Source organism: Streptomyces sp. YIM S03343 (assembly GCF_054729195.1).
On the sequence record NZ_JBPUKX010000002.1, the window covers coordinates 134,579 to 160,773 of the forward strand.

Genomic DNA, 26,195 nt, shown 5'->3' on the forward strand with positions numbered 1-26,195 from the left:
ACAGAGGTGAACGTCATGATGGCCAACAAACATGCGTACGACATCGCGGGCAGCGCTTGGTACGGCACCGAACCCGATATTCCGGAATCAGCCATTGCGGAGACCGTCGAGACCGAGATTCTGATCGTCGGCGCAGGAACGGCCGGCATGGTGGCGGCGATCGTCGCCGGAAGCCAGGGCGCGAGGGCGCTCGTCATCGAGAAGAATGCGCGGGTCGGCTATTACAAGACCTATAACGGAGCTGTCGACTCAAGGGCCCAGAGGGCGGCCGGCGCCCCGGCGAGGCTCGACAAAGAGGAACTGGTGCGGGAGTTGGTCCAGTATCCGGCGCAGTACGACGATGTGGACCGGAAGCTCATCGAGCGTACGAACCCCGTCAACGAGAACCTGATCCGGCTGTGGGCGGACGAAAGCGGTCCGACCATGGACTTCCTCGCCGAGGAATTGGCCGAGTACGGCATCAAGCACGTTGCGGAATGGGATACGGGAGACGGTCGTCACGGGGACTTCAAGATCTTCCCGACGCACACGAAGTTCATCATTCCGCTGCTCAAAGGAGGGCCGAAGGCTCGCCTGCACGGGGGTGTGGGTCTCATCGAGCCCTGGCTCGTGAAAAAGGCGAAGGGCTATGGCGTCCAGTTCAGGTTCAGAACCCCGCTGGTCAAGCTGATCAAGTCAAGAGGCCGGGTGGTCGGAGCGCTCGCCAAGAACCGGGACGGCAGCTATCTGCGCATCGTGGCCGAGCTGGGCGTGCTTCTGTGCACGGGTGGTTACTCGGACGACCACGAGTTGTTCGGGAAGCGCAATCCCCAGGCCACGGCTGTCACGACCCTGTACTACGGACAGAAGGGAAACACGGGCGACGGCATCAAGGCCGCGATCTGGGCCGGAGGCCACCAAGACCGCTATGGAACCGCCGGCCTCTTCGACCGGGGGATCGCGAAACCGGGTGCGAGGTCCGGCCTCCCCTTCCGGCGACTCGGCTCCACTCTCGGGCCGCTGGACGCTTTCCACATGGGCAGCCAGCCGTTCCTGAAGGTCAACATGGACGGCCGTCGCTACGGCAACGAGTCCGTCCCGTACGACGTGAGTATCTACCCCCTCGAACACGAGAAGAACGGCGTCAGTTGTGTGATCTGGGACGCCAGGTACTGGGAGAACATCGAGCGCTTCCGCCTGGTCGGTTGCTGCCGCCAGATCCCCAGCGCGACCAGGCCCAGAACATACGAAGGCATTCGGAAGAACATCAACCGGCTGCTCCTGGCACGGGCCTCGATGAAGGGCTACATCCAGAAGGCAAGAACAATTGAGGAACTGGCCGAGAAGTTGAAGCTGCCCGTCGACCAGTTCAAGGCAACCGTCGAGCGATACAACCGCATGGCAAAGGCCGGCCTCGACGAGGAATTCGGCAAGCCGGCCAAGGACTTGATCGCCCTCCAGACGCCGCCGTTCTACGGTGCCACCAATGCGGGCTGGATGATGCATACGACGGACGGAGTTCGCATCAACACCGACATGCAGGTGCTGGACACAGCCGGAAAGGCGATCGACGGCCTGTATGCAGCCGGTGATGTCGCCGGTGGGTTCTTCGGCACCAACTACTACCCGGAACTGGTCGTGGGCATCGCCTCGGGGAAGACCATCACCTTCGCGAGGCACGCCGTTCTCCACATGAAGGGCGCCATCTAAGGCCGGCGACGGGGCCCGGTCATCGATTCTCTGCATTGCTTGCTTCAATCACTGAAGGGAAACGCCTCTGATGAAGAAGGTTGTCGTCGTGGGCGGCGGCTCCTCAGGGCTGTCGGCCGCATTCACGCTCAAGAAGAGCGGGTATGACGTCACTCTGCTCGACCGGGACAAGAAGCCCGGCGGCCGCCTGAAGATGTACCAGCAGGACGGTTTCTCGATCAACATCGCCACCCAGCTGTTCGTTCCCAGCTACACGGTGGCCCACCAGCTCATCGACGAGGTCGGGCTCACCGACCAGGTCCTGCCCGTGGACATGAGCCTGATGCGGACCTACTTCGACAACGGATGGGTGAACTCCAAGCCAGATCCGAGCGACGCGGTGGAGCTGGCGAAGGCCGGAGCCTTCGCCGGGAGTATGGGACCCAACCTGCCCAGGTTCTTCGAATGGATCGCTCGCCAGGGCGCGGGGATGTACGAAGGAAACACTGACTGGTTGGCGGACCTGGACGGCGAGGACAGCGGCAACTTCGAGGACTTCGTCCGCAACAACTTCGGCGAGGAGGTACTGGAGAACCTCGTTCAGCCCATCATCGCCACGATCGGCCTGACAGTGCCGGCCGACCTGGGCATCGCCGCCGGCGCGATGTGGGTGAAGTCGGTGATGGGCGGGCAGTGCGAGGTCCTCACGCACGGCGTCGGCGACCTGGGCACCAAGCTCGTCGAGCACCTGGGCGACTCGGTCGTGGCGGACACCCCCGCCAGAGAGATCACGGTAAAGAACGGCCGGGCGACCGGTGTGGAGACGGACAAGGGCTTCTACGAGGCCGACGCCGTGATCTGCGCCACGCAGGGCAACAAGGTGCTGGGGCTGATCCCTGGCCTGTCCGATGCCCAGAAGCACGCGATCTCCAAGGTCACCTACTGCCGGTGCATGCACTCCATGCTCTTCTACGACGAAGTCCTGTCGGACAGGATGATGGGTGGCATGATGCCGCGCCGGACCGGGGCGCCCTTCTGCGGCCTGCTGTTCAACTCCCGCTACGGAAGCGCAGCCCTGCCTCCGGGCAAGGAGTGTGTCTCGCTCTTCTACTACGGCGAGGGGAACGACAGGTACTGGAACTCGAGCGAGGACGAGATCGCCGAAGTCTCCGCGAGGGAGTTCCGGAAGTTCTTCCCCGAGCTGCCCAAGCACTTCTCCTCCGCGAAGACGATCAAGATCGAGGAGGGGAACTATACGATGCACCCCGGAGCCGCGACGGCGATGAAGCAGCTGCGCGAGCGGCATTACCAGGACGTCAAGGGCCTGTACCTGTGCGGCGACTACCTGTACACGGGCTCGTGTGAGAGCGCGCTGAACTCCGGCAGGCGGGCTGCCGAAGTCGTTCAAGGGCTTCGCGAGACGATCTGATCGTGGCCGCCGCCGGTGGCGGCCAGACAAGTCCCGGCAGTCAAGGCTGGAGGCGTGGTGGTGGCCAGGTCTCCAGCCTGCGCCATGTCCCCTGGTCGTAACACCCAGGTGAGGCAGCCGATGACATGCTCCGTGTCTCCGAGGTCCCCGGCAGGCGCAGGCGCCTGCCGGGGACCTCGCCGAGCATCTGAAGGTTCTGTGACGCACGCACGACGGCCTGCGGACGGGCTCAGCGCGGGGCCGCCGTGATCTCGTAGTCGAGGATCTCGACCTCGGGGGCGGGGCGGGTGACGAGTCCGTCGGCGCCGCAGTCGGGGCAGGGGGTGAGGCGGTCGCCGGGGTAGTCCCGTCCGCAGTCGAAGCAGGTCAGGGTGTCGGACGCCCGAGCCCAGGTCACCATGGTCTGCGCCGCGGGGCTGCCCGCGGTCGCGTGTTCCCAGGCGTGGCGTGCGGCCCCGGGGTCGACCCCGGGGCCGATGGCGAGCGTCACCTTGCGCAATGGGCGGCCGTCCACCGCCGAAGCGAGTGCGCAGACGGCGGCGGCGACAAGGCCGGCCTCATGCATGAGCAGGCACCTCCACTCCCCAGCCGGCGAGGACATCCAGGGCCTGGCGGACCAGGCGGTCGAGCCGGGACCCGACGAGCGGTGAGAGGCCGTACCCGGTGTCGAGGTCGGCCGGGACCATGCCGACCGCGGCGAGCCGGTGGGGGCGGCACCCCGCCAACTCGGCGGCCGCGAGGGCTTCCGCGATGCCCAGTTGGTGGGCGGACACCATCAGGCTCTGCGCACGGGTGACCTCGTCGCCGTGCAGGACGACGACGGTCCCGGGTTCGGCGCCATCCGCGACGACGGCGTCCAGGACGAGCAGCGCCTCACGGCCGGCGATCTCGGGGAGCAAGGCGATCCCGAGAGTGCCGCCGTCGATCACCTGCAGACCGTCGAGGCTGAGCCCGGCGATGCGGTGGGCGGCGACGACACCCAGGCCCTCGTCGGTGAACAGTTCGTTGCCGATGCCGAGGACGAGCACGGGGGGTCGGCTGTTCATGGGCGGTCCTTGTCTGCTGGTCCCTGTCCGCGGGGTCCTTCGGCAGGTGGTGCTTCGGTACGTGTTTGAAGCCGTTGACCATGGACGAGATCACTCCGCTGCGTTCGACGTTGTCCATGAGGATCGCGGAGTAGACGTGGTTGACGACGAATCCCCAAGTGAACCAGAGGATCAGATGGTGAACGAGGCGCACGGTGCCGATCGTGGCCACGTTGAAGACCCAGCCGGTCAGGGTCCACTCCCAGCCGCCCCGGTCATCGACCGCCAGCAGGGCGACACCGGTGACGGACTGGACGAGGAACATGGCCACCAGGTCCTGGGCGATGCGCAGCGCCGCGGTCGAATCACCCCGGGGCACCGTCCGCAGGCCGAGGGTGAGGGATGTCGCATGTTCCGCGACCGCGTCGGCCACGACGGGACGTAGGTACTCGGCTGCCCCGATACCGCCGACCACGTCGACGACGTGCCGGTGCACTTCCGCGAGGGCCCTCATGACAATCAGGTCCGCGTCACGGGCGATCGCGCTTCCCAGCATGCGCCTGATGTCTTCCGGGATCGGATCGGTGGCGGCCATGTCCTGACCCCTTTACTCCCGTGTCCGTCGCGTCACCCGAAGCGGTGCGTCAGGTGTGCGGGTCTGCGCGATGCTCGCTCGCGCGGATGTCCTTTGTCAACGAAGACAGGAACCGCCGGCGATTTGGGTGAGCAGGACATTGGCCCCGGCCTCGCCACACGGTTGCCTGAGACCGGGCTGAGCGTGACGGATGCCCGGCGGAGCCGCGCACCAGGGCGACGCCGAGGCGCGAATCGTTCGGCGGGCATGCAGCGTCGTGAAGGGAGTACGCGCCGTGAAAGTTGTCGCGGTGTACAAGTGGGCGAGGGATCCGCAAGCTGCGGGCGTGAGTCGCGACGGCTCCGTCGACTGGCGCACCGCAAAGATGGCCCCGGGCGAGGACGATCCCGCTGTCCTGGCGCCCGCCAGGCACATCGTTGAAGACCTCAAGGTGTGGCGGAGGGCTGCGCTTCATCGGTGAGCCAGGCACACCAGGCGTCGACGCCCTCCCCCGTCCTGGCGCTCGCCATGATCGTCGCGACGCCGGGGTTGACCGCCTCGAGGTTCTTCAGAAAGAGATCGAGGTCGAAATCGAGATGCGGGAGCAGGTCGATCTTGTTGATCACCACGAGGTTCACGGACCGGAACATCACCGGGTACTTGAGGGGCTTCTCCTCACCCTCCGTCACGGAGTAGACCATCGCTCTGGCGTGTTCACCGATGCCGAACTCCGCCGGGCAGACGAGATTTCCGACATTCTCCACCACGACAAGATCGAGGTCCCCCAGCGGCAGCCGTGGCAGTGCGGAGCGGACCATGGGCGCATCGAGGTGGCACTCGCCGCCGAACCCGTCACCCGTGTTGATGAGGGCAACCGCGGCACCGAAGCCCTGCAGCCGGTCGGCGTCCAGACTCGTCTCGATGTCCCCCTCGACGATGCCGACTCGCAGCTTTCCTGCAAGACGCTCCAACGTCCGACGCAGAAGCATGGTCTTGCCCGCCCCGGGTGAGGACATCAGATTGACGACACGGACGTGGGCGGCGTCGAAGTCGGCGCGGTTGGCGGCAGCGAGCCGGTCGTTCTCCCCGAAGATCGCTTCCAGGACTTCCACACGCTGGGTTCCTGTGCGGTACCCCGAGTGGTCACCGACGGCCGCGCTCGCCTGGGAGTGTTCGCCGTCGTCGTGGTCGGCGTGCGCGTGGACGGTGCCGTCCTCGTGCCGGTGGAAACGACCCATGACCCATCACTCCTTCGTGCCGGAGCCCGCCGGCTGCCCGCTGTCCTGTTCCGCCGGACTGCCGTCCGGGTCGTCCCCGTCCTCGACTTCGATGGACATGATGAGGAGTTCCTCACCCGACACCACCGACACCAGGCCCTGGCAGTCGGGGCACTGGAGGACGAATCTGCTGAGGGTGTGCCTGGCTCCGCACTCGACGCACTCGACCTCGGCGGGCACCACGTCGACGTCGAGCACCGATCCCTGGAGGAGGGGGTCACGGGCCGCGACGGACCAGCAGAAGACCAGGGCGTCGGGAACCACCTGCCGCAGCGCTCCGACCCTGAGCTCGACCGACCGGACCTTGCGCCCGCCGGCATGGCGGATCACGGCTCGGGCGATCCCTTCGCAGATCGACAGCTCGTGCACGGCACTTCCTCTTCTCCCGGATCGCTTTGCGAGGCCCGGTCCCCTTCAGAGCAGCATCTGCCCTATTCAGCAATAGGCCGACATGTTCGCGAAAGGGCCGGAAGGCCCCCTGACAGGGGGATCTCGGGCCGGGAATCAGGACGTTGGATCCATGGTCGCGGCCTTGTCGAGGTTCGTAGTCTCAACCCATGCCCCACATCTCCGCGTTGGCGGACAGGTTCGGGCGAACCGCCACCAATCTGCGGATCAGCCTGACGGACCGCTGCAACCTGCGCTGCTCGTACTGCATGCCTGCCGAAGGCGCCCCATGGTGTCCGGCCGAGGACCTGCTGACGGACGACGAGCTCATCCGCTTGATCACTGTCGCCGTCCGTGACCTGGGTGTTCGGCAGATACGCTTCACCGGCGGGGAACCGTTGCTGCGTCCCGGACTGGAGCGCATCATCGCGGCCACGGCCTCGCTGCGGACGGACGAAGGCCACGTCCCCGAGACCGCCCTGACCACCAACGGCGTTCTGCTGGAGCGGCGTGCCTCGGCCCTGCACGCTGCGGGACTGCGGCGGGTGAACGTGTCGCTCGACACCCTCGACCGCGACCGGTACGCCCGACTGACTCGTCGGGACCGGCTGCCCCAGGTTTTCTCAGGTCTGCAGGCAGCGGCTGAGGCGGGGCTGACACCCATCAAGACCAACGCGGTGCTCCTTCGCGGGGTCAACGACGACGAGGCGGTCTCCCTGGTCCGCTGGGCCCTGGAGCGGGGATACCAGCCCAGGTTCATCGAGCAGATGCCCCTGGGCCCTTCGGAGGCCTGGGACAGGGGCGGCATGGTCTCGGCGCCCGAGATACTGAGCCTTCTGCAGTCCGAACTCACTCTGGTTCCCTCTCATCCCGCCACGCGTGGCGCGGCTCCAGCGGAGACGTGGGTCGTCTCCGATGTCCGTTCGCCGGCCGGGATCGTCCCGACCGTGGGAATCGTCGCCTCCGTCACGCGGCCCTTCTGCCAGGCCTGCGACCGCACCCGGCTGACCGCGGACGGGCAGCTGCGCAGTTGTCTGTTCGCCCGCGCCGAGACCGACCTGCGTGCCCTGCTGCGCGGCGGCGCGTCCGACCGTGAGATCGCGGATGTGTGGCGCGTGACCATGCGGGCCAAGCAACGCGGCCACGGCATCGACGACGGCGAGTTCCACCGGCCCGATCGTCCGATGAGCGCGATCGGGGGCTGAGCGGGAGCGTGCGGGGTTCGTCGCCCGTCAGCCCGCACTGTTCCCGTGCCCGTCCGACGAGGGATGCGTGCGGCTCATTCCGGCAGGCCGATCAAGTGCAGGGCGGTGGCCTTGAAGGATGCCTCGACCCTGTCTCCCGGCTGCAGACCCATCTCGATCGCGGACATCTTCGTGACGGCGGCCACGAGTACCGCTCCGCAGTCCACGGTGACATGAACGAGGGGCCCCCTGAACACCAGGTTCACGACGACTCCGGCGAGCCGGTTGCGGGCGCTGGTGAGCGGGGACGGCGGACCCAGCCGACCCACACTCCGGAGCGTCACGTCCTCCGGCCGCAGGCAGCACAGGACGTTCCGGTCCGGCGGCAGCGAGGTGACCGCTTCGATCCGATGTCCCTGGACCGTGACTGTTCCCAGCCCGCCGTGAACCGACTCCAGCCGACCGGACAGCCGGGTCTCGACACCGACGAAGGCCGCCACCTCCGGGTCGACCGGAGCGGCCAACACCTTTTGCGGCACATCCTCTTGACGCAACCGACCGTTCATGACGACGGCCATCCGGGATCCGAGCCGACCGGCCTCGTCCAGGTCGTGGGTCACCAGAAGGCAGCCCCGCGCCGTCTCGCGCAACAACCGCTCCGTATCGTCCACGAGTTGCGCTCGGGCCGCGACGTCGACGGACGCGAAGGGTTCGTCCAACAGCAGCACCTCGGGATCCAGGACCAAGGCCCTGGCGAGGCTCACCCGCTGTGCCTCGCCGCTGGACACTTCGCGGGCATGACGGTCCCTCAGCGCAAGGATGCCCAGCCGGTCCAGCCACTCGTCGACAAGCAGGCCCGCCTGTTTGCCACGAACACCCCTGAACCGCAGGCCCGAGGCGACGTTCCCCCGGACCGTGGTGTCCAGCAGCAACGGATCGGCCAGGACGAGACCGATCCTGCGACGCAGGGCCAGTGACCGTCTTGGCGTGACGGGGGTTCCGCTGAACGCCAGTTCTCCCCGCGTGGGCCGTAGAAGGGAGGCCATGGCAAGCAGGAGTGTGCTCTTCCCGGCGCCGTTCGGTCCGACCACGGCGACCGTCTCGTCGCGGCCCACCGAGAACCGTTCGATGTCCAGGACGCGCCGGTGGCCTCGCTCGACCACCAGCCCCCGTACCTCCAGGACGGCAGGAGTCGGCTGACCGCTGTCCAAGGGGCGAGCAGGCTGCCGGTGGAAAAGTCTCGCGTTCATGTCAGTGTTGCTGCTTTCGCAGTTGGGCCCACGTCAGTACCCCGTTGATGAGGAAGGCCAGGGCCAACAGGATCCCGGCGAGCTCGACCGCGGCGCCGAACTCGCCACGGCCGACATCGAGGACGATGGCGGTCGTCAGAACCCTGGTCTGCCCGCTGATGTTGCCGCCGACCATCATGGCGGCGCCCACTTCGGAGATGACGCTTCCGAAACCGGCCATGAGGGCGGCGAGCAGGGACAGCCTCGCCTCCCGCCAGAGCCACCAGATCGTCTGCCACCGGGAAGCCCCCAGGCCCCGCAGTTGGAGCCGGAGCCGCGGGTCCAGTTGGCCGATGCCCGCGGCGGCCAGGCCGAGAATCACCGGGGTTGCGATCACCACTTCGGCGATGACGATGGCGGTCGGGGTGTAGATGAGGTCGTAATCCCCGAGGGGACCGCTGCGCCACAGGGTGAAGGCAACAGCAAGACCGGCCACCACGGGCGGCAGTGCCATCCCGGTGTTGACGACACTGAGCAGCACACCGCGGCTACGGAAGGCGGAGAGCGCGAGCCAGGTTCCCAGCGGCAGGCCGATCAGGAGGCTGATCGCCGTCGCCAGGCCGGACACCCCGAGCGAGAGCAGAGTGATCTGCACCAGGTCGTCCATCGCGCTCTCCTGTCGCTCGTAGGGGTCTACTTCAGCTCGGTCTCGCTCTTGCCGGCGTCGGCGCTGAAGAGCGGCTTGCCGAATTTGTCCTTGCCGAACTCAGCGATGATCGACTGCCCCTTCGACCCGGTGACGTAGTCCTCGAACGCCTTGGCACCGGCGCTGTTCGCCTTCGGGAACTTGGCGGGGTTCACCTCGATGACGTGGTACACGTTGAGCAGGAAGGGGTCGCCCTGGACCAGTGAGGTGAGCTGGAGTTTCGACTTTGTGGAGAGGAAGGTCGAGTCGTCCGTCAGGGTGTACCCCTGCTTCTGCGACGTGATCAGCAGCGTGGCACCCATGCCCTGGCCGCTCTGCAGGTACCAGGACTTGCCCTTCGGGTTCACGCCCGCCTTGTCCCAGACGGCCAGCTCCTTGGTCTCCGTCCCCGACCCGTCGCCGCGGGAGACGAAGGCGGACTTGGCAGCGGCGATCTTCTTGAAGGCGGCGGCGGCCGTTGCGGCGGACTTGAGCCCGGCCGGGTCCGACGTGGGTCCGACGACGTAGAAGTGGTTGTGGGCCACAAGGCGGCGGTCGACGCCGTAACCGCCGGCCATGAACGTCTCCTCCTTCGAGGGGGCATGGACGAGCAGGACGTCCGCGTTGCCTTGCTGGCCCATCTTGAGAGCTTCCCCGGTCCCGACGGCGACCGTCTTCACCTGGTAGCCGGACGCCTTCTCGAACGCCGGAACCAGAACGTCGAGCAGCCCGGAGTCCTGGGTGGACGTCGTGGTTGCGAGGATGACCCCGCGTTTCGCGGGGGCCGAGGTGGCGCTGCCGGAGGCAGAGGACGCCGTGCCTCCGCATCCGGCCACGGTCGCGGCGGTGACGGCCGCCGCCGCCCAGCACACAGCCCTGCGCGTAGGTCTCGTGAGCTTGGACATCAGATGTCCTCCTCAAGATTCTTCTGTCCGAGCAGGACTTCTCCGCCCGAAGGGGTGAGGCCGGACGGCTCCGTCCCGATCCCTTGTGCCCGGTGATGCCGATGAATGAATTCCGCCGTGCACGTAATCGGCGGATGTCTTTGAATGATCGCACCCTGGGCCCAGGGGCAGGGGATGGGCCGTAAGTCCTTTTCCGGGAACACGGTCGAAATTTATCCTCGGCCAATTTAACGTTGCCTGACGTTGCACCCCGGAAAGGCGGTGAGGGTAACCTTACGTTGGGCGCGGAGAAATGGTGCGGACTGTTCGCGCCAGGCGGGACCTTCGGAGTATGGAAATGGCCGCTGCGCGGGACTGTCGGGCCTTGCCGGAATGCCTTGCCGAGGGAAATCATGATGGCTGTCACTCGACAATTTCGAACGTCCGCCCATGGGAGACCGGGTCGGCCCTGGTGTACTGGGAGGTCCCATGACAACCGCGCCCGGAGATCACAACGGCGACCGGTATTCCCGCCAGGCGAGGTTCCGGGGCATCGGCCAGGCGGGCCAGGAGCGGCTGCGGGCCGGCCGGGTGCTGGTCGTCGGATGCGGGGCTCTGGGGAGCGCCGCGGTCGATCTCCTGGCCCGCTCGGGAGTCGGACGTATCACGATCGTCGACCGTGACGTCGTCGAGTTGTCGAACCTGCAGCGCCAGTTGCTGTTCGACGAGGCTGACGCGGCGGCGGGCGCGCCCAAGGCAGTGGCTGCCGCGGAAGCGGTCCGGCGGATCAACTCCGAGATCACGGTGGAGCCGGTCGTGGCGGACGTGACACCGGACAACGTCGAGGCACTGGTGGCCGGCGCGGACGTGGTCCTAGACGGCACCGACAATCTGGAGACCCGCTATGTGCTCAACGACGCCTGTGTGAAGGCCGGCATCCCCTGGATCTACGGCGGCGCGGTGGGCTCCGGAGGCATGGCGATGGTGGTTGTGCCCGGCCGGACGCAGTGCTTCCGCTGCCTGTTCCCCGTGCAGGCTCCGGCGGGGGCTCTGGACACCTGCGAGACGGCGGGTGTGCTGGCATCGGCCGTGGTCATGGTGTCGGCGTTCCAGTGGACGGAAGCGGTCAAACTCCTTGTCGGGGACCGCGAGCACCTCAACCCGCAGCTGGTCTACTTCGATGTCTGGGAGAACGACAGGCTGGACAGCGACCGGGCCGGTCCCTCACCCGACTGCCCATGCTGTGGCCGGCACCGCTACGAGTTCCTGGAGGCCGGCGCCACCAGCAGAACCGCGTCGTTGTGCGGGCGCAACGCCGTCCAGGTCAGCCCCGGGCACAGCGTAGCCCTGGATCTGGGCGAGCTCGCGACCCGGCTGGCCGGGGTGGGCACCCTGACCACGACGAAGTTCCTGCTCCGTCTCGGCCTGGGAGCACATGAGCTGACCGTGTTCCCCGACGGCCGGGCCATCGTGAAAGGAACCGACGACCTGAGCGTGGCACGGTCGCTCTATGCCCGGTATGTAGGGGCCTGACAGGTGGTGAGGGACTGACATGATCTACCTCGACAATGCCGCCACCTCGTTCCCCAAGCCGCCCGACGTCGCCACTGTGATCGCGGGCTTCCTCACCGACAAAGCCGGAAACCCAGGGCGTTCCGGGCATTCCCTGGCCCTGGCCGCGCAAGGTGTCGTCTCGGACACCCGGCGCATGCTGGCTTCGCTCCTCGGCGCCGGCGACCCGGCCCGGTTGGCGTTCACGCTCAACGCGACCGACGCCCTGAACCTGGCCCTGTGGGGGCTGCTGCGAGAGGGCGACCGCGTCGTCACCACGAGCATGGAGCACAACGCCGTCGCCCGGCCGCTGTTCGCGCTGGCCGAGTCCGGCGTCGACGTCCGCCGGATCCCGTGCGCTCGCGACGGAAGCATGGATCTCGCTGACCTGGAAAGGGAGTTGAGGTCCGCGCCCACCCGACTGGTTGCCATGGCGCATGCGAGCAACGTGTGCGGAACGGTCCTGCCGATGGCCGAAGCGGCCGAACTCGCCCACCAGTACGAAGCGTTGATCCTCGTGGACGCCGCCCAGACGGCCGGCGTGCTCCCGATCGACGTCACGGCGCAGGGGATCGACCTGCTCGCCGTCCCCGGGCACAAAGGACTGCTCGGGCCGACGGGAACCGGTGCCCTCTTCGTGGCTTCCGGCGTGGAGCTCACGCCGATGCGGCAGGGCGGAACCGGCAGCAGGTCGGAGGAACTGAGCCAACCGGATGAGATGCCCGACCGGCTGGAGGCGGGGACGGTCAACACCGTCGGGATCGCCGGTCTGGGGGCCGGGCTCCGTTTCCTGCGAGACCGCGGCCTGGCCGAGGTGCGGGCCCACGAGGAAGCGCTGACGGCCAGGCTTCTGGGCGGACTGAAGGAGATCCCCGGCCTGCACGTGCACGGGACCGGTGATGCCTCCCGGCAGATCGCCGTCGTGTCCGTCACGGTGGACGGCTGGGAGCCGCTCGATCTCGCTGCCGCGTTGGACAGCTCCTTCGGGATCGCCGTACGTCCCGGCCTGCACTGTGCCCCGCTCGCCCATCAGACCCTCGGGACGTACCCGCACGGCACGGTTCGGCTGGCTCCCGGGCCCATGACCACGATGTCGGAGATCGACGAGAGTCTTGCCGCGTTGAAGGAGCTGGCGCTCACCGCCGGGTGAATGGAGCTGCCCTCGGGCCCGCTCGCCGCCGGGCCAAAGAAGCTGCCCTCGTCCCGCTCGCCGGCGGTGCCCCTGTCCGGCCGTGCTCAGGACAGGGGCACCGCCGCCTGAAGGGACGTCGCCCGTTGCAGAGCCTCGGCACGCCGTGCGGATCCCTCCGGAAGCAGCCCGCTCAAGGTCTGCCACGCCTGCGCGTCGTCGGCTCCCCACGGCGTGTCGAGCCACCGCTGCAGCAGGCGCGCGTCGTAGCCGGCGAGGACGGCGGAGCGCAGCCGCTCGTGCAGTGCCTCACGCAGCCGTACGATCCCGGGCGCCTGCGAGTGCGGCAGCATCGGGCCGGGATACAGCCCGAATGCCTCCGGAATCCGCCCCTCGTCCAGCAGACCTTCCACGACGTGGGCGTCGATGCGCACGCGACGGCGCAGCAGATAGGGGCGGGACGCCAGGAGCTCCTCCCCGACCAGGAGGCGAAGTCGGCTCATGTCCACCCGCAGGGTCGTCGGGTTGAGTTCCGTCCGGGACAGGCCCTCGGCAAGACCTCTTGCGGTCAGGCCGTCCTTGGCACCGGCCAGCAGCACCATGATCTCGCTGTGGCGGGGGCCGAGCCTGATCGTACGGCCGTCGACCTCCAGCATCGACGTGTCACGCCCCAGAACGCTCAACCGCAGCGGGGACAAGGGGTCCGGTTCACAAGGGCCGTCCACGACGCGGACCACCACGTAACCGCTCACCCCCACGGGCTCGAACAGCAGCCGCCGGCCGTCCGGCAGCCGGCCGACGCCGTCGCCGGTCGCCTTCACCTCCGCGATCCTGGTGAGGCCGAGATCCGAGCTGGCCACCAGGACCCGGCCGCCGGGGCTGACCAGCGCGGCCGCGCCGCCCTCGGGCGCATGCCCGCTCCTGACGTAGCTCTCGTGGGCACGCAGGTCACGCAGGGCGACCTGCCCGGCGAGTTCCGCCTCGATCGCCCTGGTCGTCGCCCTGACCAGTGCCAGCACCTGCGGTTCGGCGACCGCGGCACCGCCGGTGATGTCGAGAACGCCGATGAGCCGGCCGCTGTCCGGGTCCCGGATGGGCGCCGCCGCGCAGGACCAGGCACGAACCACCTCGTTGAAATGCTCTTCGGTGCGGATCTGGACCGGGGCACCGACCGCGAGGGCGGTCCCGGGCGCGTTGGTGCCGACCGCGTCCTCCGACCAGTCCGCGCCCTCCACGAAGTGGATCCGCTCCATCCGGCTCCTGGTCCGCGGGTCGCCCTCCACCCACAGCAGAGTTCCCCGTGCGTCGCCCAGGGCGAAGATGCACCCGAGCTCGCGAGCGACGTCATCGAGGAGGTCGCGGCAGACGGGCAGCATCAGCGCCAGGGGATGGCTCTCACGGTATCCGGTCAGTTCGTCCGCCTGCCGCCGGATGCGGGGCAGGTGGTCGCCGTCCCGGCCGGCCCGCACCGCTTCGGAGCGTTGCCACGACTGTGCGACCACCGGGCGAAGGCCGGGCGAGCGAGGGCCGCCGATCAGAGCGGCGCCCGAAAGGCACGCCACGTCGACGGCCAGCGAGCCGACCGGGGAGGTGGGTTCGCCGCCTGAGCGGGGCGGGTCTGGCTGCGGCGCCATGGCACGTCCTTCAAACGTCAACGATACGGGACATATACCGCCTCATGGCGTCAGTGTCCTAGGGTCTTTCGGTCCAACTAGGGTCGTTCGGTCCAAGGCGCGGGCGCTGCGGGGGCGGCCTCACCCACGTCGGCTGTGTTCGCACGAGCCCGTCGTGCAACCGGAGTCCTCCGACGCCCCGCCCGGGCGCTTCAAGATTGTCCAGGTACGGATGGATTTCGAAAGATGACTGCCCACCGAGCCGATCACCAGGGCCACGAGCGGGGACACCTTGGCCGCGGCGGGTGACAGCCGGGCCGGGGCGAGCGCGGCGACATGGGCGAACGTGCTCAGCCCTCGTCCCTGGCGAGGCCAGTCACGGCTGTGACGAGCCTCGGTCACGAGCAGCGCCACGCCCGTGAGAACGGTCAGTCGGCGCCAGATGCGCAGCTCGCCTTCCGGGCGGTCCACCACCCGTCCGCCGACGTAAACACTGCCGGCCACGAGGTGAGCGGTGCGGGCGGTGATCCCGACGAGTCGGTCCCGGCTCAGATGCGGTGCCGGGGACGCGGTCATGCCGCCCCTCCCGTGAAGTCGCTCTCGGTACGCAGGGGCTGGACGTCCACCTGTGTTCCGGCGCGGAACATGTCCTCGCCCCTGGGGATGAACGCGATGCCATCGGCCCCGGCCAGGGTGGTCAGGAACCCCGTGGCCTGCCGGCCTGCGCTCACGGCGACCGGTCCGTCAGGCGTCCGGTCCAGTCGGACCCGTCGCAGCGTGACCCTGTCCGAGCGCGGCCGGACGTCCTCCCCCAGCCGGACCCGGAGCGTCGGCTCGACAGGCCTGGCGTGGCCCAGCATCCGGCGCAGCGCGGGCCGCACGAACACCTCGAAGGTCAGCAAGGCCGCCACGGGATTCCCCGGCAGCGAGAAGACGCGGCAGCTGTCCGTGGTGGCGAACGCCATCGGCCGCCCGGGCTGGACGGCCACGCTCCAGAAGGCTTCCTTGACGCCCAGGTCGCCGAGGACCTCCCGCACCAGGTCGCGGTCACCGGCGGAGACTCCCGCCGAGGTCACCAGAACGTCGGCCCGCAGCCCCTCCCCCAGGCGCCTGCGGAGGTCGTCAGGGTGGTCGCGCGCGATCGGCAGGACGGTGGGTACGACTCCGGCCCGCAGAGCCGCCACCGCCAGCGCCGGACTGTTGCTGTCGTAGATCCTGCCGTCCTGCAGGGCCTCACCCGGCATGAGGAGTTCGTCTCCGGTGGACAGGACGGCCACCCGCGGCCGGCGGATGACGGGGACCGTCGACACGCCGGTCGCGGCCAGGAGGGCGATCTCGGCCGGGCCCAGAGTGCGGCCCCCCAACAGCACCGCTTCTCCCGCCCGCAGATCGCCGCCCTGCTTGCGGACATGGTCACCGGCCGCGGGCCGGGCGAGCAGCCGGACGCCGTCCGGAGCGGTTTCGGCCAGCTCGAACGGGACGACGGCATCGGCCCCCGCGGGAAGGGGCGCGCCGGTGAGGATCCGGGCCGCCTGCCCCGGCTCCAGCGCGTCGACGGCGGGCTTGCCGGCAGGCAGGAACCCCCGAACCGGCAGGACCGAGCCTTCCCGGCAGTCGGCGGCCCGTACGGCGTAGCCGTCCATCGCCGAGTTGTCCCACATCGGCAGGTCCCAGGAGGAGAGGTGATCGAAGGCGAGGACGCGCCCGGCAGCGTCCGGCAGGGGCACGACCTCGGGGCCGAGGGGGGAGACGGAGCTCAGGATCGTCTCCCGAGCCTCTTCGAGACCGGTCACCCTGGTCACCTCCGTGTGTCCGGTGGAGCCGACGAATGAAATTCCGTCGGCTTCCGTGTGGAACGGCATGGCCGTACGCGTATCTCGACTCCACAGGAACCTGCCGCAATTTGAATCTAGCGAGGCCTTGCCCGGGGGTCAATAATGAAGTGGAGTCACCGGGCATCCGTGCAGCGTAAGGCAACCTTGCGGCATCTCTCCCGTGCGCTACATAAGGTTACCCTCACCGTCTTTCCGAGGTGCAACGTAAGGCAACGTTAATAGCGGAAAGAATTGCCGACCACACACCAGGAAAAAGGGCCTTAGGTCCCTCCCCGGCCATGCACCACGGTGCAATCATCCCTCCAGGAACTGAAGGAGGGTGTAATCCGGAATGGCAAGGAAACCACCCGGCGAGGACGGAGGGCGTCCCAGGACGCCGACCGCCGTCCGGGCAGCGAAGGGGACTCCGACATGGCAAAAATGTTGATGATCTATCCCGACAAGTGCACCGGTTGCCGCATCTGTGAACTCGCGTGCTCCTTCCAGCAGGAGGGCGGCTTCCGGCCCGGAGCGTCCCGGATCAACACCCTGACCTGGGAGCGCGAGGGCTTCTCGGTTCCCCTGACGTGTCAGCAGTGCGACGACGCGGGATGCGTGAGCGTCTGTCCGACCGGGGCGATGCACTACGGCCCCCCCGGCTCCCATCTGGTCGAACTGGACCAGGACGCCTGCATCGGCTGCAAGCTGTGCGTCATCGGTTGCCCCTTCGGCAGTGTCAAATACGACTCGGCCACCAAGCTCATCGCCAAGTGCGACACGTGTGCCGGCGCCCCTCAGTGCGTGGCGATGTGTCCCAACGGCGCGCTGGAGTTCGTCGACGACGCCGAGCAGACGCGCGCGCGCAAGCGTGTCGTCGCCGAGAAGCTCAAGGCCGTCTTCGAGGAGGTGAAGTGATGCACGGCTGGACCGGCACCATTCTCCGGGTCGACCTGACCCATGGCACGGTGCGGCGTGAGCGCACCGACCCCGAACTGGTCCACGACTACATCGGCGCGCGCGGGCTGGGCGCCAAGATCATCACCGACGAGGTCGACCCCCAGGCCGATCCCCTCGGCCCCGAGAACAAGATGGTCTTCGCTCCCGGACCCTTCACCGGTACGTTCGCACCGTCCGGCGGCCGCTACAACGTCGTCACGAAGAGCCCCCTCAACAACACCATCGCCGCCTCCAACTCGGGCGGCACCTGGGGTCCGGAACTCAAGTACGCCGGCTACGACGCCGTCATCGTCGAAGGCCGGTCCCCCACGCCGGTCTATCTCTGGATCCGGGACAGCGAGGTCGAGATCCGCGACGCAAGCGCCTTCTGGGGCGTGAACGTTCACGACACCGTCGACGGACTGCGCGCGGAGACCGACGAGGAAGCCAAGGTGGCCTGCATCGGCCCGGCCGGGGAGAACCTGTCCCTGATCGCGGCCATCATGAACGAGATGCACCGCGCGGCGGGGCGTACCGGCGTCGGCGCGGTCATGGGCTCCAAGAAGCTCAAGGCGATCGTCGTGGTCGGCACCGGCCCGGTGACCGCCGCCGATCCAAAGCGGTTCCAGTCCGCCGTGCTCGACTGCACCGCCAAGGTCAAGGCCAATCCGGTCGGTGGCACGGGTCTGAAGGCCTACGGCACCAACGTGCTGGTGAACATCCTGAACGAGGTCGGGGCCCTGCCGACCTTCAACTTCCAGGAGGGCTACTTCCCGGCGGCGGACAAGACCGGCGGTGAGACCCTGGCCGCCAACCAGCTGCTTCGGCCGAAGGGTTGCTACGCCTGCGTGATCAGCTGCGGCCGGGTCACCAAGGTGGACAACCCGCTGTTCGCAGGTGAGGGCGAGGGGCCGGAGTACGAGACCGCGTGGGGTTTCGGCGCCGACTCCGGCGTGGACAACCTCGACGCCATCCTGAAGGCCAACTTCCTGTGCAACGAGTACGGCCTGGACACCATCTCCATGGGCAGCACGGTGGCCTGCGCGATGGAGCTGTTCGAGCGCGGCTACCTGACGAAGGAGGACACCGACGGCCTGGACCTGACGTTCGGCAACGCTCAGGCCATGGTCGAAGCGGTCCGCAAGGCCGGCGTCGGGGAAGGCTTCGGCAAGCGTCTGGCCGAAGGCTCCTACCGGCTGGCCGCCGGCGTCGGGCACCCCGAGCTGTCCATGACCGCCAAGAAGCAGGAGATGCCCGCCTACGACCCGCGGGGGATCCAGGGCATCGGCCTCAACTACGCGACCAACAACCGCGGCGGCTGCCATGTGCGCGGCTACACCATCTCCTACGAGGTGCTCGGCCAGGGCCCGGACACGGACCCGCACACCACCGAGGGCAAGCCTGCGATGGCCATCGCGTTCCAGAACCTGACGGCCGCGCTCGACGCCACCGGGTCGTGCCTGTTCGTGACCTTCGGGGCCGGCGGCCCCGAACTGGCCGAGATGCTCAGCGCACTCACCGGTGTGGAGTACTCCCTGGAGGAGTTCCTGAAGGCCGGCGACCGCATCTGGAACCTCGAGCGGATGTGGAACCTCAAGGTGGGCTACACCGCCGCGGACGACACCCTGCCCAAGCGGCTCCTTGAGGAGCCGCCCAAGACGGGGGCGTCGGCAGGAGAGGTCAACCGCCTGCCCGAGATGCTCCCGGAGTACTACAGCCTGCGGGGCTGGGACGCCGAGGGCGTGCCGACGCAGGCCAAGCTCGAAGAGCTGTCTCTGTGACAGGAGCAACCCCGAGCGGGACGGCCACCGGCTCCCTGCCGTTGGCCGTCCCCCGCAGGAACACACGGAGAACCGAAGGCTGACCGGTGCACATCAAATATTTCGCGACCTTCCGCGAACTCACCGGAGAGCGGTCGTTCGACCTCGACGATCCGCCCGCCGACATCGCCGGACTGCTGGAGTTGCTCTCCACGCGATACGGCGAGAAATTCCGGCGCGCCGTCCTGGCGGACGGTCAACTCGGCCCCGAACTGATCCTCCTGGTCAACGGACGCAACGTCCGGCTCACCGGAGGCCTCGCCACACCGCTCACCACGCGGGACGACGTGTCGGTCTTCCCGATGGTCGCCGGCGGATGAGTCCGGAAGGGATGCGAACCCCGTGCAGTTGAACGACTTCGTCATCGTCCCCGTCGCCGTGCTGCTGCTCGGCGTGGTCCTGCAGGCAGCACTGTCCCGCGTGCTGTCCGGGGCCGCCAAGGGGTGGCTGGCGATGGGTATGGCGACGGCGTCCTGCGCCGCCGTGATCGCCCTGTGGCCCACGATCCTCGGCGGCGAGGTGCTCGACCGCCGCCTGGGCTCCTGGGACGGGCCCGTCTCACTGACCTTCCATGTCGACGGGCTCGCCCTGCTGTTCGCCTTCATGGCGACCTCGATCGGCGCGGCGATCCTGCTCTACTCCGTGCCGTACATGGCGCACGACATCTCCGCCACCCGCTTCTACATCATCATGCAGGTCTTCATCGCCGGTCTGATCACCCTGGTGTTCGCCGCGGACCTGCTGCTGATGTACGCCGGCTGGGAGATCGTAGGCCTTTGCTCCTTCCTGCTGGTCAGCTTCTGGTACACCGACAAGGCGGCGGCATACGGGGCGCGAAAGGTCCTGGTGATCACCCACAGCGCCGGCTACGCCCTGCTCGCCGCCATCCTGGTGATCTACGCCCGCACCGGCACCACGCTGTGGACGGACCCGAAGGTCGCCAAGGCGTTCACCGGCGGCGTCTTCGTCCTCATGCTCGTCTCCGCCGTCGCCAAGTCCGTACAGTTCCCCCTGCACACGTGGATTCCCTTCGCGATGGCCGCCCCGACCCCGGTCAGCGCCCTGCTCCACGCAGCCGTCTACGTCAAGGCCGGTGTGTACCTGGTCGCCCGCATGCACTCCTTCGCCCCGTGGCCGGACGCCTGGCAGAACGGCGTGGTCTGGGTCGGCACGGTCACGATGCTCGTCGGCGTCCTGTTCGCGATGATCCAGCACGACGCCAAGCGGCTGCTGGCCTTCCACACGGTCAGCCAGATCGGCTACATGATGCTCGGCCTGGGCCTGGGCACCCCGCTGGGCGTCGCCGCCGCCCTGCTGCACACCTTCAACCACGGCCTGTTCAAGGGCGGCCTCTTCCTCGGCGCCGGAGCGGTGCAGCACGCCGCCGGCACCCGGGACATGGACCGCCTCGGCGGCCTGGCCCGGCGGATGCCCGGCACCACGGGGCTGTGGCTGGTCTCAGCCGCCAGCATCGCCGGCGTCCCGCTGTTCAACGGGTTCGTCAGCAAGTTGCTGCTCTACGTCGCCGCCCTCCAGTCGCACCAGACGATCCCCGCGCTGATCGCCTGGATCGTCAGCGTCCTGACCATGTTCTCGTTCATGAAGGCCACCTCCGCCATGTTCTTCGGCGCGGAGGGCGAGGCCAGTGCCAAGGCCCACGAATCGCCCCGGGCCATGCTCATGGGGTCCGGCATCCTCGCCACCGCCTGCCTCGTCCTGGGGATCGCACCGCAACTCGCCCTCGACCACCTCATCGACCCTGCGCTGAGCGGCATGGGCCTCTCGGGGCACGTCCACGTGAGCTGGTTCGGCTTCACCTCCACGGGAAGCTCCTTCCTCGCCGGCGGCCTCGTCCTGACGCTGCTCTCGGTCGTCGCGGGCGCCATCGCCTACCAGCGGCTGCGCCGGCGCAGCGCCCTGCCGGCCACCGCCGCCGCCACGGCAGCCTGGGCACCGCGAGAGCTCGTCTCCGCAGGCCCCGCCCCTTGGGCGCTCGCCCCGGTCGGCCTCGGAACCCAGCTGGCGCCTCCCACCGCGCCGTTCACCGGCGGGGAGACGCTGCGCAAGCACAGCTACCTGCGCGCCAGCGACTTCTCCTCCCCCGTCGCCCGCGGACTCGCGCCGTTCTACCGCTGGGCCGACGTGGACCGGTACTACCTGGCTGTCTGGCACACCACCCTGCGCGTCTGCGCCGTGGCGGGCCGTGCCGCCGCATGGCTGGAACGCCGGGCCGTCGCCGCTCTGACCGCCCTCGCGGTCCTCATCGGATTCGTCGCCGTCGCCGGGGCCGACGTCGTGCGGGTCGACGAGCCGGCCGTCGACGTGGCCCGCCCCTGGTCCCTGGCCGTGGCGATCACGACAGCCCTCCTCGGGCTGCTCCTGGTGATGGCCTCCTCACCGCAGCCGCGGCGGTGGATCTGGGCCGCCGCACTCGCCGGGCTGATGGTCGTCCCGGGCCTGCTGGCCGACGACGAGCTGGTCCGTGTGCTCCTGCTGGAGGGCGCCGCCTTCGTGGCCGTCGGGGTCCTGGTACTCGCCGGTGTGGACGCCGCCGCCCGCAACGCCTACCTCGCGGCAGCCGTACTCTCCGCTCTCACCCTGGTGACCGGCACGGTCCTCATCGACAAAGCTCCGGCACACCTGGTCCTGGCGCTGCTGCTGACCGGGTTCGCCATCAAGCTGGCGCTGGTCCCCGCCTGCCTATGGCTCCCCGCGATGGCAGGGCGCACCCCGGCGGCCCTGATCGGACTCGTCGTCGCGGTCGTCGACGTCGCCGCGTTCGCCGAACTGATCAGTCTCAGGCAGACCGAGCCGTGGCTGTTCTCGCCCACCTGGCCGTGGCTCCTGCTCGCCCTGCTTTCTGCCCTCGGCGGTGCGGTGCTGGCCCTGGCCCAGCACGACGTCAAGCGCATGCTGGCGTTCTCCACCGTCACCGGTGCCGGGTTCCTGGTGCTCGGGATCGCGCTGGCCGGCAAGTTCGGCCTCGACGGCGCCACCGCCGGGGCCGCCGCCGACGCGCTCGGCAAGGGCCTGCTGTTCGCGACGCTCGCCGGAGCCGAGGCCGACCGCCCCCTGACCCTGTCATCGCGGGGTGTCGCCCGGGACCATCCGCTGGCCGCCGCCGGCTTCGTCCTCGGCAGCCTGGCCACGCTCGGCGTCCCCTTCACCCCGGGCTTCCCCGGCCACTGGCGGGTGTACGCCACCGCCCAGCACGAGAGCGGGCTGTTGCTGGCCCTGCTCATCGTCGCCACGATCCTGTCGGTGCTGGCCTACTCCCGGGTCATCGCCCTGGCGTGGTGGGGCGGCGCAGCAGATGCCCCGCCGTTGCCCGCCGACCGCCCGCGACCGGTGTCCGTCTGGGCCACTGAACCGCCTCCCCGGGTGATCGCCCTCGTCGGCCTGTCGACCGCCGTCCTGGCCGCCGGTCTCCTCCCCCGACTGCTCCAGGATTGGGTTGTCCGATGAAACTCCTCAGTTCCCTGATGCGCACGGCACGGCGCCGCTCCCCATGGGTGTTCCACGCCAACGCCGGCAGCTGCAACGGCTGCGACATCGAGTTCATGACCTGTCTGACACCCCGTTACGACATGGAGCAGCTCGGCCTCAAGCACGAGGGCAGCCCCAGGCACTCCGACATCGTCGTGGTGTCCGGGCCGGTGACCCGTACGACGTGCGAGGCGCTGCAGACGGTCTACGGGCAGGTTCCCGACCCGAAGGTGGTCGTGGCGCTCGGCTCCTGCACTGCCTCCTGCAATGTCTTCGCCGGCAGTCCCACCGTCGTCGGCCCCCTCGACCGCGTGCTGCCCGTGGACGTCTACGTCCCCGGCTGCCCGCCACGGCCGGAGGCGATCGTCGCCGGTCTCGCCGAGGCAGCCGCGATCCTGGCCGGCGACAAGCCGCGACCGAACCGTCAGGGAGGTCCGAGCACGGTGGACGCCGCCGGAGAGGCGGGGCGGCGATGACATCGGTGCGGGCCGCCGTCCAGCTGCTGGTCTTCCCCGGCCTCCTCTATGCCTTCGCAGCAGCGTTCCTCATGGAGTGGTTGCAGCGCAAGATCAACGCCCGCCTCCAGGGACGGATCGGGCCGCCGTTCTACCAGCCGTTCTTCGACGTCGTGAAGCTGCTCGGCAAGAGATCGGTCGAACGGCCGCCGCTGCAGGGGCTGATGATGACGGCGCTGCCGACGGCTGCCGTCGTGGCGACGCTCGGCGCGGCCACGCTGCTGCCGGTCGTTCCCACGAGCGGTGGGTTCGACGGAGACCTCATCCTGCTCGTCGGGCTGATCGAGCTCGGCCCGCTGCTGGTGGTGCTCGGCGGATACGTCTCCCAGTCGCTGTGGGGTGGCCTGGGGGCCTCCCGGGAAGCGATCATGACGGCGACCTACAACCTGCCCTTCCTCACCGCGCTGGCCGCGCTCGCCTACAGCAGCGGACTGTCCCTCAACGGCATGGCTCTCACGGCCGGTTGGCCGGTGCGGACACTGGCTCTGATCGCGATCCTGATCTGCCTGCCGGCCAAGCTGCACCTCAACCCGTTCTCGATCGCCAGTGCCGAGCAGGAGATCTACGCCGGGGCGACCACCGAGTACGACGGGCCGCGCCTGGCGTTGTGGGAGCTCGCGCACGGCCTGGAATGGGTGGCGCTGGTCGGGCTGGTGGCCGCGCTCAGCCTGCCGGTCGACGGCCTCGGCTGGCCGGTGCGGGTCCTGGTGTTCCTGATGCTGTCGCTCGTGGTCGTGGTCCTGCTCTCGGTCGCGGCAGCCGCGACGGCCCGTCTGAAGCTCGCCCAGACCGCCCGATGGTTCTGGCTGTGGGGGCTCGTCCCCGCCGGGTCCGCCCTCGTCCTCGCGTTCGCCGGATTCTAGGAGCCGTCAGCGATGAACATCCTCCATCTGATCGGCGGCAACTGGGTCCGGGGGCCGCAGACCGAGCGGTTCCCGGACCGGGAGCCACCGGCGGCCGAGTACCGCGGGCACGTGACCAACGATCCCGACGCATGCGTCGCCTGCGGGATCTGCACGCAGGTCTGTGTCTCGGCCGCCATCGAACTGCGTCCCGCCGAGGACTCCTGCGCCTGGGTCTACAACCCGGCCAGCTGCACGTTCTGCGGAGCCTGCGTCCGGCACTGCCCCGTCGACGCGCTGAGCCAGGTGTCGGACCGGGGCACGTCGGCCAACAGCCCCGGTGAGCAGACGAACACCACGGTCGTCGAGTACCCGCCCTGCACAGGGTGCGGCAAGCCCGCGATGCCGTACAACGAGAACCTCGTCGGCGCCGCGTACGGACAGCTCGCCGACGAGCTGCGCGGACGGGCCCGGCTCTGTGAGCACTGCCGACGTCAGGCGACCGCCGAGGTGCTGCGCAGGACGTTCGCCGCCATGAGCAACACGGAGAAGAACAGCCATGGACGCTGAAACACTCCTGCGGGAGCTGAACGGAAACCGGCCCTACGCACACACCGCCGGCGGGTACTGGGCCACGTGGCCGGACCTCGACGTCCGCGCCATGGCCCGGATCATGAGGGAGCACGTGGTCCGGCTCGTCACGATCACGGCCACGCCCGGTGACGGGGACGCGCTCCGGATCATCTACACCTGGGACGCCGACGGCGAACTGGTCAATCTGTCCACGACAGTGACGTCCGGGCATGTCCCCTCGATCAGTGACATCGTGCCGGGTGCGGACTGGGCCGAGCGCGAGATCCGCGACTACTACGGTCCCGAGTTCGACGGCCGTGACACGACACCGCCGCTGATGCTGCGCGAAGGTGACCCGCCCGGTCTGTTCGTCCGCACGCGGCACCAGGGAAACGAAGCCGATCCCGCGCAGACCGCTCACGCGGCGATCGCGGCCGAGGAGGGTGAGCACCGATGAGTCCCGTTGTCCCGATGGGGCCGTTCCACCCGGCCCTGGAAGAGCCCTACAAGATCGAAGTCACCTGCGAGGGCGAGCGGATCAGCGACGCCTCCATCACCGTGGGCTTCAACTTCCGGGGCATCGAGTGGCTGGCCGAGCGCAAGACCTACACGCAGGACATCGCCCTGCTCGAACGGGTCTGCGGAATCTGCAGCAACGTGCATACGCTGATGGTCTGCCGGGCGGTCGAGAAGATCGCGGGGCTCGAGGTGCCCGAACGGGCGCAGTACATCAGGGTCGTCGTCTCCGAGGCCGAGCGGCTGCACAGCCACCTGCTCTGGGCCGGCGTCGCCTGCAACCTCATCGGCTTCGAGACCCTGTTCATGACTTGCTTCTCCCTCCGGGAGCAGGTGATGGACATCCTCGAAGGGATCTCCGGCAACCGCGTCAACTACGCGATGAACCGGCCGGGCGGAGTCAACCGGGACATCACCGACCCCGGCGCCGTCCTGGCCGCCGTCCGCACGATCGAGAAGACCACGTCCGAGAAACTGATCCCGATCATGACCGCGGACCCGACCGTGCGGGCCCGCTGCTCGGGCATCGGCCTCCTCAGCCGGGACGACGCCCTCGCCCACGGTGCCGTCGGCCCCCTGGCCAGGGCCTCCGGTGTCGCCCAGGACATCCGCAAGTCCGCCCCGTACGAGGCGTACGACAAGCTCGAGTTCGACGTCCCGGTGCGGGAAGAGGGCGATGTCTTCGCCCGGATCGTCGTGCGCGCCCTGGAGATCCTGCAGAGCTGCCGCCTGATCGAGCAGGCCATCGAGATGATGCCCGCCGGACCGATCGGAGGGCCGCTGTACCCGTCCGTGCCCGCCGGTGAGGCGTCCCTCCGGATCGAGGCACCCCGCGGCGAGGTGTTCTACTACATGGCCTCCGACGGGACCGACGTGCCCGCACGGATCCGGGTGCGGACCCCCACCTTCGCCAACATGCCGACGGTCCCGCTCATGGCCGTCGGCGAGAGCATCTCCGACCTGCCCCTCATCCAGGCATCCATCGACCCCTGCTACTCCTGCACGGACCGGTAGTGCGTTCCCTCACCGGCGCCCCGACCGGCAAGCGCCGTAAGGCC

At 68.7% G+C, this 26,195-nt stretch carries 24 protein-coding genes and 1 pseudogene; 14 read left to right on the plus strand and 11 right to left on the minus strand.

Going from position 1 to position 26,195, the window contains the following annotated elements; all coding sequences use genetic code 11:
- The first annotated feature begins 15 nt into the window (after positions 1-15).
- Both ACSYGN_RS36385 and ACSYGN_RS36390 read left to right on the plus strand, forming a co-directional pair.
- The gene (locus ACSYGN_RS36385) at positions 16-1,689 is read left to right on the plus strand and encodes an FAD-dependent oxidoreductase (RefSeq protein WP_460404234.1); all 1,674 of its coding nucleotides are present in this window, start codon (positions 16-18) and stop codon (positions 1,687-1,689) included.
- 70 nt (positions 1,690-1,759) lie between these two features.
- On the plus strand, positions 1,760-3,097 hold the full coding sequence (locus tag ACSYGN_RS36390) for a protoporphyrinogen/coproporphyrinogen oxidase (protein ID WP_460404236.1): 1,338 nt from the start codon (positions 1,760-1,762) through the stop codon (positions 3,095-3,097).
- Between the two features lie 229 nt (positions 3,098-3,326).
- Here ACSYGN_RS36390 and ACSYGN_RS36395 read toward each other — a convergent pair whose 3' ends face one another.
- The 5 genes and pseudogenes from ACSYGN_RS36395 to ACSYGN_RS36415 form a co-directional block, all read right to left on the minus strand.
- Positions 3,327-3,662, minus strand: a complete 336-nt coding sequence (locus tag ACSYGN_RS36395; protein ID WP_460404238.1) for a hydrogenase maturation nickel metallochaperone HypA — start codon at positions 3,660-3,662, stop codon at positions 3,327-3,329.
- Positions 3,655-4,143 (minus strand): hydrogenase maturation protease, encoded by a 489-nt coding sequence (locus ACSYGN_RS36400; RefSeq protein WP_460404240.1) that lies wholly within the window; start codon positions 4,141-4,143, stop codon positions 3,655-3,657. Before ACSYGN_RS36400 ends, ACSYGN_RS36395 begins: the two co-directional genes overlap by 8 nt.
- Before the next feature lie 82 nt (positions 4,144-4,225).
- Positions 4,226-4,717 (minus strand): annotated as a pseudogene (locus tag ACSYGN_RS36405) (hypothetical protein); the annotation flags it as partial.
- Between the two features lie 425 nt (positions 4,718-5,142).
- Positions 5,143-5,934, minus strand: coding sequence for a hydrogenase nickel incorporation protein HypB (gene hypB / locus ACSYGN_RS36410; protein ID WP_460404242.1), 792 nt, complete (start codon positions 5,932-5,934; stop codon positions 5,143-5,145).
- 6 nt (positions 5,935-5,940) lie between these two features.
- Positions 5,941-6,342, minus strand: a complete 402-nt coding sequence (locus tag ACSYGN_RS36415; RefSeq protein ID WP_460404244.1) for a hydrogenase maturation nickel metallochaperone HypA/HybF — start codon at positions 6,340-6,342, stop codon at positions 5,941-5,943.
- A 188-nt stretch (positions 6,343-6,530) separates the two neighbouring features.
- Here ACSYGN_RS36415 and moaA point away from each other — a divergent pair, with 188 nt between their 5' ends.
- Positions 6,531-7,565 carry a GTP 3',8-cyclase MoaA gene (gene moaA, locus ACSYGN_RS36420; RefSeq protein ID WP_460404246.1) on the plus strand — a complete coding sequence of 345 codons (1,035 nt, stop codon included), beginning with the start codon at positions 6,531-6,533 and terminating at the stop codon, positions 7,563-7,565.
- A 74-nt stretch (positions 7,566-7,639) separates the two neighbouring features.
- On the opposite strand, the gene ACSYGN_RS36425 is transcribed toward moaA, so the two are convergent.
- Genes ACSYGN_RS36425 through ACSYGN_RS36435 form a run of 3 tightly spaced genes read right to left on the minus strand, consistent with a single transcriptional unit; the run spans position 7,640 to position 10,363 of the window.
- Positions 7,640-8,794 carry an ABC transporter ATP-binding protein gene (locus ACSYGN_RS36425; protein ID WP_460404248.1) on the minus strand — a complete coding sequence of 385 codons (1,155 nt, stop codon included), beginning with the start codon at positions 8,792-8,794 and terminating at the stop codon, positions 7,640-7,642.
- A 1-nt stretch (position 8,795) separates the two neighbouring features.
- Positions 8,796-9,440: an ABC transporter permease gene (locus ACSYGN_RS36430; RefSeq protein WP_460404250.1), complete on the minus strand. Its 645-nt coding sequence runs from the start codon at positions 9,438-9,440 to the stop codon at positions 8,796-8,798.
- Positions 9,441-9,466: 26 nt separating this feature from the next.
- Complete coding sequence (locus ACSYGN_RS36435) at positions 9,467-10,363, minus strand: ABC transporter substrate-binding protein (RefSeq protein ID WP_460404252.1); 897 nt, start codon at positions 10,361-10,363, stop codon at positions 9,467-9,469.
- A gap of 468 nt (positions 10,364-10,831) precedes the next feature.
- Here ACSYGN_RS36435 and ACSYGN_RS36440 point away from each other — a divergent pair, with 468 nt between their 5' ends.
- Both ACSYGN_RS36440 and ACSYGN_RS36445 read left to right on the plus strand, forming a co-directional pair.
- The gene (locus ACSYGN_RS36440; RefSeq protein ID WP_460404254.1) at positions 10,832-11,875 is read left to right on the plus strand and encodes a ThiF family adenylyltransferase; all 1,044 of its coding nucleotides are present in this window, start codon (positions 10,832-10,834) and stop codon (positions 11,873-11,875) included.
- A 19-nt stretch (positions 11,876-11,894) separates the two neighbouring features.
- Positions 11,895-13,043, plus strand: a complete 1,149-nt coding sequence (locus ACSYGN_RS36445) for an aminotransferase class V-fold PLP-dependent enzyme (RefSeq protein WP_460404260.1) — start codon at positions 11,895-11,897, stop codon at positions 13,041-13,043.
- Positions 13,044-13,129: 86 nt separating this feature from the next.
- Here ACSYGN_RS36445 and ACSYGN_RS36450 read toward each other — a convergent pair whose 3' ends face one another.
- The 3 genes from ACSYGN_RS36450 to ACSYGN_RS36460 form a co-directional block, all read right to left on the minus strand.
- Entirely contained in the window at positions 13,130-14,656 is a 1,527-nt protein-coding gene (locus ACSYGN_RS36450) for a GAF domain-containing protein (RefSeq protein WP_460404261.1), read from the minus strand.
- Between the two features lie 120 nt (positions 14,657-14,776).
- The gene (locus tag ACSYGN_RS36455; protein WP_460404263.1) at positions 14,777-15,211 is read right to left on the minus strand and encodes a hypothetical protein; all 435 of its coding nucleotides are present in this window, start codon (positions 15,209-15,211) and stop codon (positions 14,777-14,779) included.
- Positions 15,208-16,428: a molybdopterin molybdotransferase MoeA gene (locus ACSYGN_RS36460; protein WP_460404265.1), complete on the minus strand. Its 1,221-nt coding sequence runs from the start codon at positions 16,426-16,428 to the stop codon at positions 15,208-15,210. Before ACSYGN_RS36460 ends, ACSYGN_RS36455 begins: the two co-directional genes overlap by 4 nt.
- Before the next feature lie 453 nt (positions 16,429-16,881).
- Here ACSYGN_RS36460 and ACSYGN_RS36465 point away from each other — a divergent pair, with 453 nt between their 5' ends.
- The 9 genes from ACSYGN_RS36465 to ACSYGN_RS36505 all read left to right on the plus strand — a co-directional run bounded on the left by ACSYGN_RS36465 (position 16,882) and on the right by ACSYGN_RS36505 (position 26,151).
- A complete protein-coding gene (locus ACSYGN_RS36465) occupies positions 16,882-17,364 on the plus strand; it encodes a 4Fe-4S dicluster domain-containing protein (RefSeq protein WP_460404267.1) in 483 nt (160 codons plus the stop codon).
- Complete coding sequence (locus tag ACSYGN_RS36470) at positions 17,364-19,166, plus strand: aldehyde ferredoxin oxidoreductase family protein (RefSeq protein ID WP_460404269.1); 1,803 nt, start codon at positions 17,364-17,366, stop codon at positions 19,164-19,166. Before ACSYGN_RS36465 ends, ACSYGN_RS36470 begins: the two co-directional genes overlap by 1 nt.
- An 86-nt stretch (positions 19,167-19,252) precedes the next feature.
- Complete coding sequence (locus ACSYGN_RS36475; protein ID WP_460404271.1) at positions 19,253-19,525, plus strand: MoaD family protein; 273 nt, start codon at positions 19,253-19,255, stop codon at positions 19,523-19,525.
- A gap of 22 nt (positions 19,526-19,547) precedes the next feature.
- Entirely contained in the window at positions 19,548-22,670 is a 3,123-nt protein-coding gene (locus ACSYGN_RS36480; protein ID WP_460404273.1) for a proton-conducting transporter transmembrane domain-containing protein, read from the plus strand.
- Entirely contained in the window at positions 22,667-23,167 is a 501-nt protein-coding gene (locus ACSYGN_RS36485) for an NADH-quinone oxidoreductase subunit B family protein (protein ID WP_460404275.1), read from the plus strand. The genes ACSYGN_RS36480 and ACSYGN_RS36485 overlap by 4 nt, the downstream gene beginning before the upstream one ends.
- Positions 23,164-24,069, plus strand: a complete 906-nt coding sequence (locus ACSYGN_RS36490; protein WP_460404277.1) for a respiratory chain complex I subunit 1 family protein — start codon at positions 23,164-23,166, stop codon at positions 24,067-24,069. Before ACSYGN_RS36485 ends, ACSYGN_RS36490 begins: the two co-directional genes overlap by 4 nt.
- Positions 24,070-24,081: 12 nt before the next feature.
- Positions 24,082-24,618: a 4Fe-4S binding protein gene (locus tag ACSYGN_RS36495; protein ID WP_460404279.1), complete on the plus strand. Its 537-nt coding sequence runs from the start codon at positions 24,082-24,084 to the stop codon at positions 24,616-24,618.
- The gene (locus tag ACSYGN_RS36500; RefSeq protein ID WP_460404281.1) at positions 24,608-25,078 is read left to right on the plus strand and encodes an NADH-quinone oxidoreductase subunit C; all 471 of its coding nucleotides are present in this window, start codon (positions 24,608-24,610) and stop codon (positions 25,076-25,078) included. Before ACSYGN_RS36495 ends, ACSYGN_RS36500 begins: the two co-directional genes overlap by 11 nt.
- Positions 25,075-26,151: a hydrogenase large subunit gene (locus ACSYGN_RS36505; RefSeq protein ID WP_460404283.1), complete on the plus strand. Its 1,077-nt coding sequence runs from the start codon at positions 25,075-25,077 to the stop codon at positions 26,149-26,151. Before ACSYGN_RS36500 ends, ACSYGN_RS36505 begins: the two co-directional genes overlap by 4 nt.
- The last annotated feature ends 44 nt before the right edge of the window (positions 26,152-26,195 follow it).

Excerpts from the sequence above, each read along its gene's own strand:
- ACSYGN_RS36465 (WP_460404267.1), top strand. The coding sequence starts at position 16,882 with ATGGCAAAAATGTTGATGATCTATCCCGACAAGTGCACCGGTTGCCGC.
- ACSYGN_RS36450 (WP_460404261.1), bottom strand. The coding sequence starts at position 14,656 with ATGGCGCCGCAGCCAGACCCGCCCCGCTCAGGCGGCGAACCCACCTCC.
- ACSYGN_RS36505 (WP_460404283.1), top strand. The coding sequence starts at position 25,075 with ATGAGTCCCGTTGTCCCGATGGGGCCGTTCCACCCGGCCCTGGAAGAG.
- ACSYGN_RS36395 (WP_460404238.1), bottom strand. The coding sequence starts at position 3,662 with ATGCATGAGGCCGGCCTTGTCGCCGCCGCCGTCTGCGCACTCGCTTCG.
- ACSYGN_RS36385 (WP_460404234.1), top strand. The coding sequence starts at position 16 with ATGATGGCCAACAAACATGCGTACGACATCGCGGGCAGCGCTTGGTAC.
- ACSYGN_RS36485 (WP_460404275.1), top strand. The coding sequence starts at position 22,667 with ATGAAACTCCTCAGTTCCCTGATGCGCACGGCACGGCGCCGCTCCCCA.
- ACSYGN_RS36445 (WP_460404260.1), top strand. The coding sequence starts at position 11,895 with ATGATCTACCTCGACAATGCCGCCACCTCGTTCCCCAAGCCGCCCGAC.
- ACSYGN_RS36435 (WP_460404252.1), bottom strand. The coding sequence starts at position 10,363 with ATGTCCAAGCTCACGAGACCTACGCGCAGGGCTGTGTGCTGGGCGGCG.
- ACSYGN_RS36400 (WP_460404240.1), bottom strand. The coding sequence starts at position 4,143 with ATGAACAGCCGACCCCCCGTGCTCGTCCTCGGCATCGGCAACGAACTG.
- ACSYGN_RS36490 (WP_460404277.1), top strand. The coding sequence starts at position 23,164 with ATGACATCGGTGCGGGCCGCCGTCCAGCTGCTGGTCTTCCCCGGCCTC.
- ACSYGN_RS36430 (WP_460404250.1), bottom strand. The coding sequence starts at position 9,440 with ATGGACGACCTGGTGCAGATCACTCTGCTCTCGCTCGGGGTGTCCGGC.
- ACSYGN_RS36500 (WP_460404281.1), top strand. The coding sequence starts at position 24,608 with ATGGACGCTGAAACACTCCTGCGGGAGCTGAACGGAAACCGGCCCTAC.
- ACSYGN_RS36455 (WP_460404263.1), bottom strand. The coding sequence starts at position 15,211 with ATGACCGCGTCCCCGGCACCGCATCTGAGCCGGGACCGACTCGTCGGG.
- hypB (WP_460404242.1), bottom strand. The coding sequence starts at position 5,934 with ATGGGTCGTTTCCACCGGCACGAGGACGGCACCGTCCACGCGCACGCC.
- ACSYGN_RS36390 (WP_460404236.1), top strand. The coding sequence starts at position 1,760 with ATGAAGAAGGTTGTCGTCGTGGGCGGCGGCTCCTCAGGGCTGTCGGCC.
- ACSYGN_RS36495 (WP_460404279.1), top strand. The coding sequence starts at position 24,082 with ATGAACATCCTCCATCTGATCGGCGGCAACTGGGTCCGGGGGCCGCAG.
- ACSYGN_RS36425 (WP_460404248.1), bottom strand. The coding sequence starts at position 8,794 with ATGAACGCGAGACTTTTCCACCGGCAGCCTGCTCGCCCCTTGGACAGC.
- ACSYGN_RS36440 (WP_460404254.1), top strand. The coding sequence starts at position 10,832 with ATGACAACCGCGCCCGGAGATCACAACGGCGACCGGTATTCCCGCCAG.
- ACSYGN_RS36470 (WP_460404269.1), top strand. The coding sequence starts at position 17,364 with ATGCACGGCTGGACCGGCACCATTCTCCGGGTCGACCTGACCCATGGC.
- moaA (WP_460404246.1), top strand. The coding sequence starts at position 6,531 with ATGCCCCACATCTCCGCGTTGGCGGACAGGTTCGGGCGAACCGCCACC.